At 58.5% G+C, this 13,625-nt stretch carries 13 protein-coding genes; 7 read left to right on the top strand and 6 right to left on the bottom strand.

From position 1 onward, the window contains the following. Positions 1 to 20: 20 nt before the first annotated feature. The 3 genes from J122_RS27830 to J122_RS27820 are packed head-to-tail and all read right to left on the bottom strand — an operon-like array spanning position 21 to position 3,145. Positions 21 to 1,325, bottom strand: a complete 1,305-nt coding sequence (locus tag J122_RS27830; RefSeq protein ID WP_061331357.1) for a DSD1 family PLP-dependent enzyme — start codon at positions 1,323 to 1,325, stop codon at positions 21 to 23. Between the two features lie 6 nt (positions 1,326 to 1,331). Further along, on the bottom strand, positions 1,332 to 2,750 hold the full coding sequence (locus tag J122_RS27825; RefSeq protein WP_061331356.1) for a D-arabinono-1,4-lactone oxidase: 1,419 nt from the start codon (positions 2,748 to 2,750) through the stop codon (positions 1,332 to 1,334). Between the two features lie 11 nt (positions 2,751 to 2,761). Beyond that, positions 2,762 to 3,145: a c-type cytochrome gene (locus J122_RS27820; RefSeq protein ID WP_061331355.1), complete on the bottom strand. Its 384-nt coding sequence runs from the start codon at positions 3,143 to 3,145 to the stop codon at positions 2,762 to 2,764. A 136-nt stretch (positions 3,146 to 3,281) separates the two neighbouring features. Here J122_RS27820 and J122_RS27815 point away from each other — a divergent pair, with 136 nt between their 5' ends. The 3 genes from J122_RS27815 to J122_RS27805 all read left to right on the top strand — a co-directional run bounded on the left by J122_RS27815 (position 3,282) and on the right by J122_RS27805 (position 6,199). Then, on the top strand, positions 3,282 to 4,502 hold the full coding sequence (locus J122_RS27815; protein ID WP_061331354.1) for a GGDEF domain-containing protein: 1,221 nt from the start codon (positions 3,282 to 3,284) through the stop codon (positions 4,500 to 4,502). 74 nt (positions 4,503 to 4,576) lie between these two features. Then, on the top strand, positions 4,577 to 5,863 hold the full coding sequence (locus J122_RS27810; protein WP_061331353.1) for a serine hydrolase domain-containing protein: 1,287 nt from the start codon (positions 4,577 to 4,579) through the stop codon (positions 5,861 to 5,863). Between the two features lie 108 nt (positions 5,864 to 5,971). Continuing rightward, positions 5,972 to 6,199, top strand: a complete 228-nt coding sequence (locus J122_RS27805; protein ID WP_061331352.1) for a hypothetical protein — start codon at positions 5,972 to 5,974, stop codon at positions 6,197 to 6,199. A gap of 2 nt (positions 6,200 to 6,201) precedes the next feature. Here the strand turns inward: J122_RS27805 and J122_RS27800 are convergent, their stop codons facing one another. Next, positions 6,202 to 7,215, bottom strand: coding sequence for a hypothetical protein (locus J122_RS27800; protein ID WP_227510092.1), 1,014 nt, complete (start codon positions 7,213 to 7,215; stop codon positions 6,202 to 6,204). A 164-nt stretch (positions 7,216 to 7,379) separates the two neighbouring features. On the opposite strand from J122_RS27800, the gene J122_RS27795 reads away from it, so the two are divergent. From J122_RS27795 to J122_RS27785, 3 genes are read left to right on the top strand one after another with little or no spacing between them, the layout of a single operon-like run. Next, complete coding sequence (locus J122_RS27795) at positions 7,380 to 10,922, top strand: 7TM diverse intracellular signaling domain-containing protein (protein WP_061331350.1); 3,543 nt, start codon at positions 7,380 to 7,382, stop codon at positions 10,920 to 10,922. Beyond that, complete coding sequence (locus J122_RS27790) at positions 10,915 to 11,460, top strand: hypothetical protein (protein ID WP_061331349.1); 546 nt, start codon at positions 10,915 to 10,917, stop codon at positions 11,458 to 11,460. Before J122_RS27795 ends, J122_RS27790 begins: the two co-directional genes overlap by 8 nt. A 28-nt stretch (positions 11,461 to 11,488) precedes the next feature. After that, on the top strand, positions 11,489 to 11,902 hold the full coding sequence (locus J122_RS27785; RefSeq protein ID WP_061331348.1) for a response regulator: 414 nt from the start codon (positions 11,489 to 11,491) through the stop codon (positions 11,900 to 11,902). A gap of 25 nt (positions 11,903 to 11,927) precedes the next feature. Here the strand turns inward: J122_RS27785 and J122_RS27780 are convergent, their stop codons facing one another. After that, positions 11,928 to 12,200 carry a hypothetical protein gene (locus tag J122_RS27780; RefSeq protein WP_061331347.1) on the bottom strand — a complete coding sequence of 91 codons (273 nt, stop codon included), beginning with the start codon at positions 12,198 to 12,200 and terminating at the stop codon, positions 11,928 to 11,930. A gap of 571 nt (positions 12,201 to 12,771) precedes the next feature. Here J122_RS27780 and J122_RS27775 point away from each other — a divergent pair. Next, positions 12,772 to 13,008 carry a hypothetical protein gene (locus tag J122_RS27775; protein WP_058092893.1) on the top strand — a complete coding sequence of 79 codons (237 nt, stop codon included), beginning with the start codon at positions 12,772 to 12,774 and terminating at the stop codon, positions 13,006 to 13,008. Here J122_RS27775 and J122_RS27770 read toward each other — a convergent pair. Then, entirely contained in the window at positions 12,977 to 13,489 is a 513-nt protein-coding gene (locus tag J122_RS27770) for a hypothetical protein (protein ID WP_061331346.1), read from the bottom strand. The genes J122_RS27775 and J122_RS27770 overlap by 32 nt on opposite strands. Positions 13,490 to 13,625 lie beyond the last annotated feature (136 nt).

The raw sequence follows: 13,625 nt of genomic DNA, 5'->3' as shown, positions 1-13,625 counted from the left end.
AGCATGCACTGCCGGCGACGTCATCCCTCTGGCACCACCGGCCAGTAACGGGAAATTTCCCCCAGTCTGGCATCGAAAACGGCGAGATCGCCGAACTGCAAAAACACAGACTCGCTCTGATGCGGCCTCAGGAATACCCAGTCGTCTTCCTGCAGTGGCACCCCGGCGGCCAGGTTAAGCATCTCCTGATTACTGGACCGTCCGAACACCGGGTTGGTTGTCAGCCCCGCCGGTGACACCGGCCGAGCCTTCCAGTTGCCCCCGTAAATGAAGACCGCCCTGGCCCGGTTGGGGTTCCACAATCGCTGCAGTCGGCCAATGCCCGGTGTGCCGGGAATCCGGTTGGCTTCCTGCAGTTTCAGCACCGGAGTGGCAATGAAAGCCGCAGGCTGGTGGCCCGCCAGGGTGGCCAGGTCGAAATCCGTGGGCATCACCAGGCCGGAGCCGGCCGCCAGTTCGTTGGCGGTAATGGTGTTGGCCCGGCCCTTATATAACTGGTACGTGGTGGAGCCTCCGGTGTTGAAGGTGAGCCCTGCCAGATCACGCCCCAGGGTGTTCCGGGCCAGTGAAACATACCGGTTGTAACGGGCCATGGCCTTTTGCCACAACCAGTCGGTTGGCCCCGGTGCTTTCACGATATGGGGTTCATAACCCATAAAACCGCTGAAGCTCAGCCAGCGGGATTGCTCTATGTCCAACAGCGCCCGGGATAGCAGCTGATCATAGTTGAACCCGCCCCGGTGCAGGCCGATATCCAGTTCCAGGTTCACCCGCATAGGCTCGCTCCGTTGACGGGCCAGTTGCTCGTATTGCGCCAACCGGCGTGGAGAGTCGATCAGCCATTGCAGTTGCTGTCGGGGCTGGAAGTCGTTCTGGTCAGCCTGGTGCCGACCATAGAAACGGGCAGCCGCCGCGACCGGTAACGGTTTGCCCAGCAGAATGTCGGCGTCAGGGATGGAGCTGGCAATCTGGTTGAGGAAAGGCTGGTGAAACAGCATCAGCCGCCGGGTGCCGGTCTTGGCCATCACGTGCTCCAGTAAGGGCACCGAAGGCAGGGATTTCACCACAATCCGGTAGTCGAAGTCGTGGCCAAGGTGTTGTAGCAACACCTGAATGTTGTGGTCCAGGCGTTGCTGGTCAATCACCAGAGTGGGTGTGGCCAGCCCGCTGGCATCCAGCGCCCGGGACAGGGCGCGGAAGTAGTGTGAGTGGCCATCGCGAATAGCCGGGGGCCGGAGCCATGCGGCTGTACCCAGGCCGCCGGCCGCCATCCCGGCCAGAATGAGTTTGCGCCTTTGCTGACGGAACGCTTCGCTGTGAGCCATGGTGGGTTATCCGTGGGAGGTATTGTCGCTGAAAAGGCCGGCCAGGTAAGGGTTCAGGAAACGGCCGTTCGGGTCGAGACTTTTCCTTACTTCACAGAATGCCTGCCATTTCGGGTACAGCGCCCGGAGTTCAGCGGCGGTAAGCGTGTTCAGCTTGCCCCAGTGAGGCCTGCCACCATACCGGCGGAATATCGGCTCCACTGCGGCAAAGAGCGGCTGGTAGTCATCCTCGAAAAACCGGTGGACGGCGATGGATACTGAATCCCGCCGATAGAATGGGCTGAGCCAGGCATCATCGGCTTGCACAAAGCGCACCTCGAAGGGAAAGAACACCTCCGGGAAACGGTTTTCAACCATATCCACCACCTCCCGGAAGGCCTTTTGCCAGTTTTCTCTGGGCAGGTGGTACTCCATCTCATTGAAGCGCACATTGCGGTCACTGGTGTAGTTCTGCCAGGAAGGCGCCACCTTCTGCTCCCGGGCCAGGGTGCGCATATAACCCCCGAGAATCAAGCGCCGCAGCTTGGGGGACCAGGCCAGGTAGTCGCGGGCTTTCTGCAAATCCCGGGCGCCGTCGTTTTGATCCAGTTCTGGGGTTGCCGATAGGGGGTCATCGGTGATGTCGTGGGTGCTGGTGAAGCCCATGCCGGAGAACGGAATGTAATAGAACTCAAAATTGCGATGCTGGTCTGCCAGGGTGTCCGCCGTTGCCAGAATGTCCTCGATGGGCAGCCATTCGGTGGTTTTCCGGAGCCGATATGGGCGGGTATTTTGCAGGGTGACGTCAGTCACAATGCCCAGGCAGCCTAGCCCCACCCTCGCTGCCTGGAACAGGTCCGGATGCTGGGTCTGGCTACACTCGATACGCTCGCCATTGGCGGTGACCAGTGTCATCGCCGTTACGTAGCCAGACAAGCACATCAACTTGCTGCCAGTGCCATGGGTTGCAGTGGCCAGAAGGCCCGCCAGGGATTGTTGGTCTATATCGGGCATGTTGAACAGGGCCTGGTCAATCGCTTCCAGGGGTTGGCCCAGTTGCCCGAGCAGGGTGCCGGCGGCCACCTTGGCCTGGCACCGGCTGTCATCATGCCCCAGAACGCCGCTCAGGCGAGCCATGGATACCAGAATGCCGTCGGTGGGTACCAGGGCGGAGAATGAATGGCCAGAGCCAACGGGGCGAACGGGCAGGTGTCGATGGTTTGGGGCGGCAAGGAGTTCCTGCAGCTCGGTGACGCTCCGGGGGGCAACACGCATGGCAGGGACCGACTGCTGGGAGCCAGACCAGTTACGCCAAGGCAAAGGGGACTTGCTGCCCCCGGCGTTGCTTTGTGCCTGTGCCGGCGCTTGCTGTGCTGCCTGCAGCGACCGGGTGTGCCCGACGATGGCGGTACTGACCAGCAATTGCAGAAAATGCCGTCGTTCCATATGAATCTACCTCAGGTTTCTGCCGGCCGCGCCATGAATTCGATGAGCGCCTGAAATTCTGCGGTGTCGCAGTCCATGCACAAGCCGTAGGGCGGCATACCACCCATGCCCGACACCACGTTGTCCACCAGGCGGCGCATGCCTTTCTCCAGGCGCCTGTTCCAGGCTTCGCTGTCACCGGTCAGGGGGGCATCCGAAGTGCCCCGGCTGTGACAGGCCATGCAGGAGCGCTGATAGATACCGGAAAGTTCAGGGTCTTGAGGACGGGCTGTTTCGGCATAGTCCCGGATGGCCTGTTCAGAAGGGCCGGAGGGTGAACAACCGCCAATGATCAAGGCAAGGCTGGTAATGACCAGCAGCCTGGCGTGAGTATGGTGCAGAGGGTGTTGAATCATTGTTTTTGCCCAAAACAAAACTATGTGTCACGTTTAGTTTTGTGGAAATGCCGGGAAAATGCAACCTTGCCTCGACTGAACGTGTGAAACTGTCTACTTTTCCTATAGGACAGCTCCCCAAGGCAAAAGGAAGACTATGCAGCCTGAACAACCAGAGCAAGGGAAAGAAACCGGCTGGAGTAACAGTCAAAGCCCTTTGCGCCGTGCCCTGTCGGCCACCCTGGTGTACCTGGTGGCAGGTATCATCTGGATTACGTTTTCTGACCGGATGGTGGAGATCTGGTTTGCGGACCCCCGGTCCCTGTCAGCCATGCAAACCTGGAAAGGGTTTTTGTTTGTCGCGGTCACAGCGCTGGTGTTATTCACCGTTATGCTGCGCTTGCTCAGCAAGGATCGTTTGTTGCTGTCGCTTCAGCTGGACCAGCGGCGGGCGCTGCGCCAGAGGGAGCAGCAACTGCGGGTATTGATGGATAACCTCCCGGGCATGGCCTATCGATGCCGGAACGACGACAGCTGGACCATGATGTTCGTTTCTGGTGGCTGTGAGCAGCTGACCGGCTATCTGCCCGACGACCTGATCAACAACAAGCTCGTCAGCTATGCCAGCCTGATGGATCCGGATGCAATCGAACAGGTGTCCGAAGAGGTCGCCATTGCGGTGCGCAAAGGCCGGTCTTTTTCCCTGGAGTACGCTATTACCCGCAAAGACGGCCGTAAGGTGTGGGTCTGGGAGCGTGGCTGCGGTGTCGAGCACGATGACGGCAGTGTTTTCCTGGAGGGGATAGTGCTGGATATCTCCGACCGCAAACAGCTGGAAACCGAGTTGGAGGAGATGGCCACCCGAGATCCTTTGACCGGCCTGCTCAACCGGCGGGAGTTCTCCAGAGTCCTGGAGGAAGAGTTGGAGCGCGCCCGCCGCTATGAACGTCCGATGGCGCTGCTATGGATTGATTTTGATCACTTCAAGGACATCAATGACAGCTGGGGCCACGCTGCTGGTGATACCGTGCTCTGTGCGGTGAGCGAGATCCTGACCGACCGGGTAAGAAGTGTCGATTCCGTCGGCCGGTTTGGTGGCGAGGAATTCGTTATTGTGCTGCCGGAAATGGATGTGGAGGGTGCCCGGGATACCGCCGAGCGTTTGCGCCAGCGGGTAGGTAACGCGCCGATACCGCTGGAGTCTGGCCACTCGGTGCCATTAACCATCAGCGTGGGTGTCGCGGTTTATCCTGTTCATGGTCACACAGTGGAAACACTTTGCAGCGCAGCGGACAAGGCGATGTATCAGGCCAAAATGCAGGGTCGCAACTGTGTGGCCATGGCGCAGCCGATCGAGCCGGTTCATAATGAAATCTGATAAAGGCTGAAATGTCGGCCTCAGCAAGTGTCCCGGGAGGGGCCAGTTCTCAATAACGATAAAAGGCGTCCGTTATGCATTCACTCGCCCGCCGTGCCCTGCACACCTGCGATATTCCGGAAGACCTGACCTCTGTCACTTTCCGCAATCGTGACACCGAACACCCGGATCGGGTTGGTTTACCGCAGGACGTAGTGGAATCCGTATGGCGTAGTGTGGAGGGCTTGTACCGGACCGGTGTGCACCCGGGAATCCAGCTGTCGCTCCGTTACCGGGGCGAGCAGGTGCTGCATGGCGCCATGGGCCATACCCGGGGCAACGGCCCCCATGATCCCGCCGCTCTGCCCAGGCTGCCGATGACCACGGAAACCCCGATCTGCTATTTCTCCGCCTCCAAGGCGGTGACGGCGCTGCTGATGCACATGCTCGCAGAGCAGGGCCTGGTGAATCTGATGGACCCGGTTTCCTACTACTGCCCGGAGTTTGCCAAGAACGGAAAGCGCACCATCACCGTGCACCAGATTCTCTCACACCGGGGCGGTATTCCGGCGATTCCCCGTGAGACCCCCATAGACGTGCTCTGGGAGCGTGATGAAATCTGGCGCCTGCTGTGCGCTGCCAAACCGGTCGAGGTGGATGGCGCGAAGGTGGCTTACCATGCCATTACCGGTGGCTTTGTGTTGCAGCGGGTCTTGGAGAAGGTCACGGGCGATACCATCGAGAATTATCTGGACCGGTACCTGCGCAAACCTATGGGTATGAAGTGGTTCACTTACGGAATCGCCCCGGAGAAGCTGCACGAACTGGCTACCAATTATGCCACCGGCCCGACCCCGATGTTTCCGCTGTCGTGGATCGTCAGCCGGGCCCTGGGCGGAGACATTCGCACGGTGGAGAAAGTCACCAACGACCCGCGCTTCCAGGAGGCGGTCATACCCGCCGGTAATCTCTGTGGCACCGCGGAGGAAATGGGCCGGTTCTTCCAGATGATGCTCAATGGCGGGGTCTGGAATGGTCAGCGAATTTGCAGTGAATTAACCATCCGCCGTGCCATCCACCAGTTCGGTTCATTGCAGATAGACCGTACCATGATGATCCCCATGCGCTTCAGTGCTGGCATGATGCTGGGCGGCAACCCGGTAGGACTCTGGGGGCAGCAGAGCCGTTATGCCTTTGGCCATGTCGGTCTGATCAACAAGTTGTGTTGGGCCGACCCGGCCCGGGATATTTCCGTGAGCCTGCTCAACACCGGGTTTCCGATCGTGGGTCATCACTTACCTGCACTGGCCAGATTTGTCTATACTGTGTGCAGGCAGTTCCCGGTGTTGCCGGAAAACAAGCGAAGGCTGGTGGCTGCCTGAGTCAGTAAAAGTGAAACCTTTTTCATTCTAATTGCACTTTGTCTGACAGTTCTGCAAAATCAGGCATTCTGAAACGGATTATTCACCAGACTCAAAGGATGAGGCACCATGGACAAACCGGAACTTCCCCCGCCTGAACTTCAGCGCGTCAAGCTGGACCAGCACGACAGCGTACGCAGCCATGTGCAACAGCAGGTCTGCGACGAGGTCCAGCGCCTTGAGTGCCGTATCGAAACACTGCGCCTGACCAAAGCCCCCCATGCGGCCATCATGATCTCCACCTACGAGCGTATGATCAGCCGGAAGAAAGGCTTTCTGCAGAACTGGGACCTGTGAGCCTATTTGCGGGTTGAGGCCGACGCTGCGTTCCAGGTGGCGATGGCGAGATCTTCGCTCTGGTAGACGCAGTTATCGGGATTCTGCTTTGTTGCATCGTCGTCTTCCGCCCCGTCGTCCGGTACACGGGCAGGCTTGCCATCCGAGGTGTAGATATGCACGGTATCCATGGCGTAGTTGATCTCCACCCGCAAGCAGTCAGGGGTGGTGTTGTCTTCTTCATATCGGTCCAGGTTAAGTACCGTCTGATCGGTATTCTTGATAAACAGCGTGTCGAGCTGGGCGTCGGTTACAAAGGTTTGGCGTAGTTCAATGCCCCCGTGATTCCGGCTGACGTAATCGGCGGTGGCATACTCCGGCTGGTTGTAGCCACTGGCAACAAACTGCAAGGCGTCAAAGCGGGAACCGGCCAGCACACTCAGCAGCTCCGGCTGCTCTTCCCTGACATCATCGTTGACGCTTCGGGCCACATACTGAATGGTCCGATAGACCTTTTCGGTAAGGTCACTGCCTTCGGGACCCTCCGGCAGATATCGCCAATCGAGGGTCTGGTAGTTCCATTCGTAGTCGTTCAGGGGCTGGAGACTGAAGGACGCCGCCTGGTCGGTAAAGCGAATACGGGCGCCGGCACTGCGGGTGTTGTAGTTGCCGGCCTGGGACAGCGCGATGCGATCCCGGATATAACGCCGGCCTTCATCAAAGTTGGTAATACCGCCCACGCTGATCACCTGGTTCATCAGGTCCAGCGGGTTACGCACCCGGGTATAGTCCTGGCCGGTGTCGTCTGGCTGTGCACCGATGAAGATATCGATATGCCGCCGGATTTCTTCCACCGTAGCCAGGTGGTCCTCGTTGTCGGCGTCGTCGCCAGTGGGTTGTATGCTTTGGTAGAAATCGCTGAACCGGGTGAAGCTGAGGGTATCCGGCGCCTGCTCGGTGTTGGTCAGGTCAAAGGTTGAGAACACCAGGTCAACATTGGTTGCCGGGTTGAACGCGGAGGAACCGGTACTTTCCATCCGGCACCCCGACAGGGTGAGGACGGACAGGGAAACGGCAACAAAAAGGCAGGAATGTCTCATTTCAGGTGGCCCCGGGGTGCGAAAAAACGGGTGAAAGGCTAAAGTGACTTGTGCTGACAATAAACGATAAAGCACGCAGCTACCCGCGCGGAGATCACATTTTGCAGCAACGGTTTTCCGAAACGCTCAACCGGGTGCTCGTCGCCCTGTTGATGCTGGTTGTTGTTTCCCTGCCATCGCTGGTGCAGGCGAAAAACGCCTGTCCTGCCGGGTCGGTGGTGCTGGATAGTACGACCAGCAGTGTGCGTAATCTCGATGGCTGTATCTGGTATCTGGAAGACGCCGGCCATGAGCTGGCCATTGACGACATCCTGGCTATGCCGGAGGAGCAGTTCAGCCTGCACCGGGGAGGCGTGCTCAATTTCGGTTATACCGACTCGGCCTACTGGACCCGTTTTGATCTGACCACCCGCGGCAGCCAGGTTGCCAGCAACTGGATCCTGGAACTGGCGTTGCCACTGGTGGATGAAGTCTGGCTGTATGTGGTGCGTGACGGTCGGGTGGTTGAACAGCGCCGTGCGGGCTACCTCGACAACTGGGACGACCGGGATCTGGCCGTGCCCAACCCGACCTTCCGTCTGCAGTTGTTGCCCGATGCCACCACCACCGTGTATCTGCGAACCACCACCACCAATACCTTCAGGTTGCCGGTAACACTCTGGCACCCGGACAGTTACATTGAGAAAGTCTCCATCGATGAAGCGGTCAGGGGCGTGCTGTTGGGGGCCATCCTGGCCATCCTCGCCTATAACCTGTTTGTTGCTGTGTCAGTCCGGGAACGCAGCAACATCTATTATGTGCTGTACCTGGTCTGCGCGGCGGTGTTTATCGGCACCGAACAGGTGCACGGGGTTCAGTTGCTGGACAACCGGCCACCGATTCTGGACAAGGCCTACCTGCATTTTCAGATCATCCTGACCTGGTTCTTCGGGTTGCTGATGGCCCGTTCTCTGCTCGAGACCCAACAGCGTTCCCCGGACCTGGACCATGTGATCCGCCTGTGCCTGTATTCGGTGACGGCCACCTTCGTGTTGTCGTTCTTCATGCCCTACTCGGTGGCGATGGAATGGATTGTGGTGGGGTCCATTCTGTTGAGCCTGATCCTGATTGTGGTCAGTTACCTGTCATGGCGCTATTACAACCCGGCGGCCCGGTCCTACTTCTTTGCCTGGACCATGGCGCTGATCGGTTTTGGGATCTATGCCCTGACGGTCATGGGGTATCTGCCCCTGAACACCTTCACCACCTATGCTCCCCAGTTTGGGTTAGTGGCTCAGATCATTCTGTTTTCCTTCGCCCTTGCCGATCGCATCAAGCAGGTTCAGGGCGAAGCGCTGGCCTGGAACCAAAGGGCACTGGCCAATCTCCAGCGCTACCAGTCACTGTTTGATAACGCCATTGAAGGGGTCTTCCAGATGTCGCCAGACCGGCGCTTTGTCACCGCCAATCCGGCGATGGCCGAGTTGTTGGGCTACAGCAGCAGCCGCGAGTTACTGCAGGACAACCCGGATGTGCTGGAAACCTGTATAGCCGATGACCGGTTGCGGCGCCTGGTGGTGGAACAGCTGGAGGTCCGGGGCATGGTCAAGGGTATTGAAGCCCGCTATTTCACCCGTAGTGGTGTTGAACGCTGGGCCACCATCTCGTTGCACACGGCCTACGATCTGGATGGCGAGCCGCTGCACCTTGAGGGTACCTGCATTGATGCAACTGAAAGTCACCAGCGCCAGCGAATCGAGCGTGAGCGTGAGCAGGAGCGCCTGGAGAAAGAGCTGGCCCGACACTCAGCCGAGGCCAAGAGTCAGTTTTTGGCCAACATGAGCCATGAAATCCGGACACCGCTGGCGGCCATTATCGGGTATGGCGAAACCCTGCTGGACCCAGACCTTGATGAACGGGAAAAACGCAGCAGCGCCGAGACCGTCGTGCGCAGTGGCCGGCATCTGCTGGAGCTGGTCAACGACATCCTCGACCACTCGAAGATCGATGCCAACAAGCTGGATGTCGATGTGGTTCCGGTCATGCTGCCGGATTTGCTGGATGAGATTCGCGCCTTTTTCGAACCCCGGGCCCGGGAAAAGGGCCTGGACTTTAACATTATCTGTGACTTTCCCCTGCCCGAGCAGATCCTGACCGACCCAACCCGGTTTCGGCAGATCATCATTAATCTGTGTGGAAATGCACTTAAATTTACCGAAAAAGGCACTATTTCTCTGATTTTGCGCTGTGACCGAGAAGCTGAAATCCTCTGTGCCCGGGTTGTGGACACCGGCATTGGCATGAAGCCGGAGCAACTGGAGCGGCTGTTTGATCCCTTCGCCCAGGGCAGTACGGCTATCTCCCGGCAATACGGCGGGACAGGTTTGGGACTCAGCATTTCCCGCCGGTTGGCCGAGCTGCTTGGCGGGAGCATCCGGGTATCCAGCACCTACGGTGAGGGCAGTGAATTTGACGTCTGCATTCGTACCGGGGGCCTTGCCGACGTTCATTTCCTGCGTGACGCCTCGGAGTTGAACCAGCGCCGGCGGGGTATTGCCATGGTGTTGGCCCCCAGGCTCAAAGGCCGGATTCTGTGTGCTGAAGATAATGACGTGAATCGACGCCTGGTATCCATGCTGGTGGACAGAACCGGTGCCGAGCTGGTGCACGTCAGTAACGGAGCCGAAGCGCTGGAATTGGCCAGCCGGGAGCGATTTGATCTGATTCTGATGGACATCCAGATGCCGGTGATGAACGGCCGGGATGCCACCCAGGCTTTGAGAGAAGCCGGGGTAAATACCCCAATCATCGCCCTGACAGCCAACGTAATGACGGAAGACATTTCCGAGTACCGGTTGGCAGGCTGTAATGAGCATCTGGCCAAGCCCATCGACAAACAACGCTTCTACGAGGTGCTGGCCCGGTACCTGACGGTTTGCCCCGAGGACTATCAGGGCGATACGCGCCAGTACTCGGGCAAGGTGCTGGTTGCCGAAGACAACGACGACAATCGTTTGCTGGTTGAGCGGATGTTACGGCGCTTTGGTGTTGAGCCGGTTCCGGTCGCCAGTGGTGATCTCGCGGTCCGGCTTGCGCTGGCTGACACTGTGCATCTGGTCCTGATGGATCGGCACATGCCGGAAATGGACGGTGTAGCCGCCACCCGCCTGCTGCGCCAGGCCGGTTTCCGCAGGCCGATCATAGCTTTCACGGCCGGGGATCAGACCGAGAACGATGCTCTGCTGGCGGCGGGCTGTGATGGGGTGCTGAACAAACCGATCGACCAGTCGCATTTGCAGGCCATTCTCGAACGATACCTGGTGGCGTCACCAGCCTCAGCGGTCACCTCCGATGATATGGCGCATTTGGTGCCCCGGTTTCTCAGTGGGCTCGGGGATCGGCGGGAGCGTATGCGAGTGGCTTTCCGGGCCAGGGATGCGAGCGCATTACAGATGGAAAGCCACCAGATCAAAGGCACCGCCGGGGCCATGGGTTACCCCTTGATGACGCGCCAGGCGAGCAGTCTGGAAAGCCGGCTGCGGGAAGATCCACCAGATTGGGCGCGAATCGGCAAAGCACTGAGAACACTGGATGAGATGATTGAACGGGCTCTGCATGGAGCGCCGGGTGAATGGGCTACAACACAGGAACAGGCCAATGAGTGAAAACCGACAACAACAGGAACAGTATTCCCTCAGCATGATGTATGGTACCTACGCCGACGTTCTGTTCGTGCTGTTTCCGTTTCTGGTGATTGCCATGCAGCGGTTGTGGGATGGCAACCTGTACCAGACGCTGATGCGCCCGGACCTGAGCATCGCGGCGGCGATACTGGCGGGTCTGGCCATTGGCAAATTTGTGCTTGGCCTGGTGACCAATCGAGAGCTTGGGCGTTACAAAGAGCGTATTGTGTTCTTTATTGCCTTGACGTTGTTCGTGGTGCTCGGCCCGGCGATTATCCTGATACTGAGTATCACAGCCAACGCACAGGTCCCGGGATTTGTGGCGTTTGTGCAGCCGGTCTTGTTGATTGTGGCCATTTCGCTCTACACCACGGCGGTGAGCATCGCCAATATTCTGGTGCGTACCAACCAGGGGCCGTCAGGGGCGGAGGTGTCTGAAGCCACGTCGCCGTCGAAAGATGGTCGTCCCCGGCCCGCGCCCCTGGATTTGCCCAGACGAACCGGCAACGATGGCTACTGATCGGAGCGGATAATACAGGAGACAATGGATGACGGATCTGAGAATACTGGTAGTGGAAGATGAGCCCGTGATGCGGGAGCGGTTGGTTGAAATGCTCTACAAGGCGGGGGCGACGCAGGTGGCTGAATGCCCGGATGCGGCCTCGGCCCGGGCGGCTTTCGATGCCAGCGAGTACCATATTGTTCTGCTGGATCTGGGTTTGCCGGATGGAGATGGCCATGAGTTAATGACGCGCTTCAAGCAGATTCGGGAGGATCAGCATATCGTGCTGGTCACCGCCGATGACTCCATTGAAAGCATTCAGCGGGCAATCAGTGCCGGTGCCAATGGTTATGTGGTCAAGCCCTACTCCCAGGAAAAAATTCACGATGTGGTGAATAACTACGCCATCGTGCATGGCGGCGATATGGCGATGATGCAGGGGCTGAACCGGCGCCACTGACCGGTTCAGCGCATCGTCAATGCAATCAGGCGACCTGGCGTGCAATCCAGGAGTTATAACGGGTGGCCAGGGCACGCACGTAACGCGCTTCGGATCCATCCAGATTGCCCAGAACCCCTTTGAAAATCCAGCCTCGTTCATACAGGCCCAGCACCCGCTGTTCGTCATCCAGGTTGACACGCTGATTCAGTTTCTTGCAAATCGCATCCAGCAGCGGCAGCTTTTCCGGGCGCTTGATCGGAGCCTGACGATTGCTGATCGGCTGATTGGCTGCACGGGTTGTCGGATGTCTTCTCATGATGTTCTCCTTGTCGTTTTGCGGCTGCAAAAACAAAAAACCCCGGGGCCTGAGGCAACCGGGGTTTGGCAGAGAAGCTGCCCCGGTCGCCGCAATGGCTCCCGGGACTGACCGAAAGCCGTTAGATGTCTTTCACCATGGCGCGCACAGACTGCCCGTGACGGCAACCGGTGGCGGAGTAAGCGGTGGTCTTGGTAATCATCCTGGTCATATCAGCTCTTTGGATTCGGTTCACTTACCAGTGTATAGGCAATTGGCCGGTTTGCAATAGCCCCGGTGATTCGGCAAACCCGTACAGACGTGGCGAAGGTCGATCGGGATAATTCCCAGCGTCACGTGTTTTTACGTTGTGCAATCCGCGGTACCTCCGTATCAGGTATCGAATGGATCTCTCCTTTCTACGCAGCCGAATTGGCTGCGTTTTTTTTGCCCGGATATTGGCAGGCCAGGGTGGTTTCGGTTAGTTCGTAGCCACTAGTCCGTACAGCCTCTTGGGGGCGTTTTTGCGATAATTCGTACACTAACTTAATGCATTGAATTATCCGAAACCCAGAGGTTGAAACCGAAGAAAATGCCCGACGAACCCGGATCTGCCCGTAACAAATTCCGTTCCGATTTCATGGTTGAGCTTGCGTTGATTGTCGCTGTGGCCGTATATCTGATGATGGCCCAGGGGCAGGCAGTTGGAGAAAATCTGTCGTTTACCGTGGTGGGTGCAGCCCTGATGGCCCTGGCCACTTACTGGACGCTGCACACCGTTCGTGACGGCCTGGAAGTTATCGCACTGCGGCTTCGCCCAGGCAAGTAACCCGCTCCCAGGTTTTGTGCAGGATCAGCGCGTCGTTGGCGGCCCGGTGAACCGGTAGTCCCAGGTCGGCAATGACTTGTTGGCGGGTGCCCGACCACTGCCGCACCTGGGCCGGGTTCAGCAGCATGGACACCGATTCCAGCTGGAACTCCGGGGTTTCGCCGGCGGCCCGGAACAGCCGGTGCAGCCAGAAGCTGTCAAAGGTCCAGGCGTCGCAGAAGATCTGCTCTGGCAGGAGGCGGTTCAGGGCACGGGCCACCTCCGATACCTGTGTGCCCTCCTGCTCCAGCCGTGCCCGGGATATACCGTGGATGGTTTCCGCGCTCTCTGACCAGTCCTGCCAAAGTACGTGCGGCTGAATCAGCCAGCTGTGCAGGCTGCCATCGGGCATGCACACGCCAACCTCGATCGGATAGCTTGCGATCAGATCGAGACTGGATGCTTCAAAGTCGATGAATGCCGGGCTGCTGTCTGAGTTCATTGAATCGTTGCTGGCTGTTTGTCGTTTTCCATCGAGTTTACCCCTGATCTTTCCGTGACGCGAACCCAAGCGGCTCTGGCGCTGTTACAATATAGCCATGGTTTGTAAAAGCCCAATGACAAATCCCCTTCTATTC

Source organism: Marinobacter excellens LAMA 842 (genome assembly GCF_001574445.1).
Lineage (GTDB): Bacteria > Pseudomonadota > Gammaproteobacteria > Pseudomonadales > Oleiphilaceae > Marinobacter > Marinobacter shengliensis.
This window is presented reverse-complemented; position numbering and strand designations above follow the sequence as displayed.

What these genes read in the sequence shown, in the direction of transcription:
- J122_RS27810 (WP_061331353.1), top strand. Translation starts at nt 4,577, where the DNA reads ATGCATTCACTCGCCCGCCGTGCCCTGCACACCTGCGATATTCCGGAA.
- J122_RS27790 (WP_061331349.1), top strand. Translation starts at nt 10,915, where the DNA reads ATGAGTGAAAACCGACAACAACAGGAACAGTATTCCCTCAGCATGATG.
- J122_RS27815 (WP_061331354.1), top strand. Translation starts at nt 3,282, where the DNA reads ATGCAGCCTGAACAACCAGAGCAAGGGAAAGAAACCGGCTGGAGTAAC.
- J122_RS27830 (WP_061331357.1), bottom strand. Translation starts at nt 1,325, where the DNA reads ATGGCTCACAGCGAAGCGTTCCGTCAGCAAAGGCGCAAACTCATTCTG.
- J122_RS27775 (WP_058092893.1), top strand. Translation starts at nt 12,772, where the DNA reads ATGCCCGACGAACCCGGATCTGCCCGTAACAAATTCCGTTCCGATTTC.
- J122_RS27770 (WP_061331346.1), bottom strand. Translation starts at nt 13,489, where the DNA reads ATGAACTCAGACAGCAGCCCGGCATTCATCGACTTTGAAGCATCCAGT.
- J122_RS27785 (WP_061331348.1), top strand. Translation starts at nt 11,489, where the DNA reads ATGACGGATCTGAGAATACTGGTAGTGGAAGATGAGCCCGTGATGCGG.
- J122_RS27820 (WP_061331355.1), bottom strand. Translation starts at nt 3,145, where the DNA reads ATGATTCAACACCCTCTGCACCATACTCACGCCAGGCTGCTGGTCATT.
- J122_RS27825 (WP_061331356.1), bottom strand. Translation starts at nt 2,750, where the DNA reads ATGGAACGACGGCATTTTCTGCAATTGCTGGTCAGTACCGCCATCGTC.
- J122_RS27800 (WP_227510092.1), bottom strand. Translation starts at nt 7,215, where the DNA reads ATGGAAAGTACCGGTTCCTCCGCGTTCAACCCGGCAACCAATGTTGAC.
- J122_RS27780 (WP_061331347.1), bottom strand. Translation starts at nt 12,200, where the DNA reads ATGAGAAGACATCCGACAACCCGTGCAGCCAATCAGCCGATCAGCAAT.
- J122_RS27805 (WP_061331352.1), top strand. Translation starts at nt 5,972, where the DNA reads ATGGACAAACCGGAACTTCCCCCGCCTGAACTTCAGCGCGTCAAGCTG.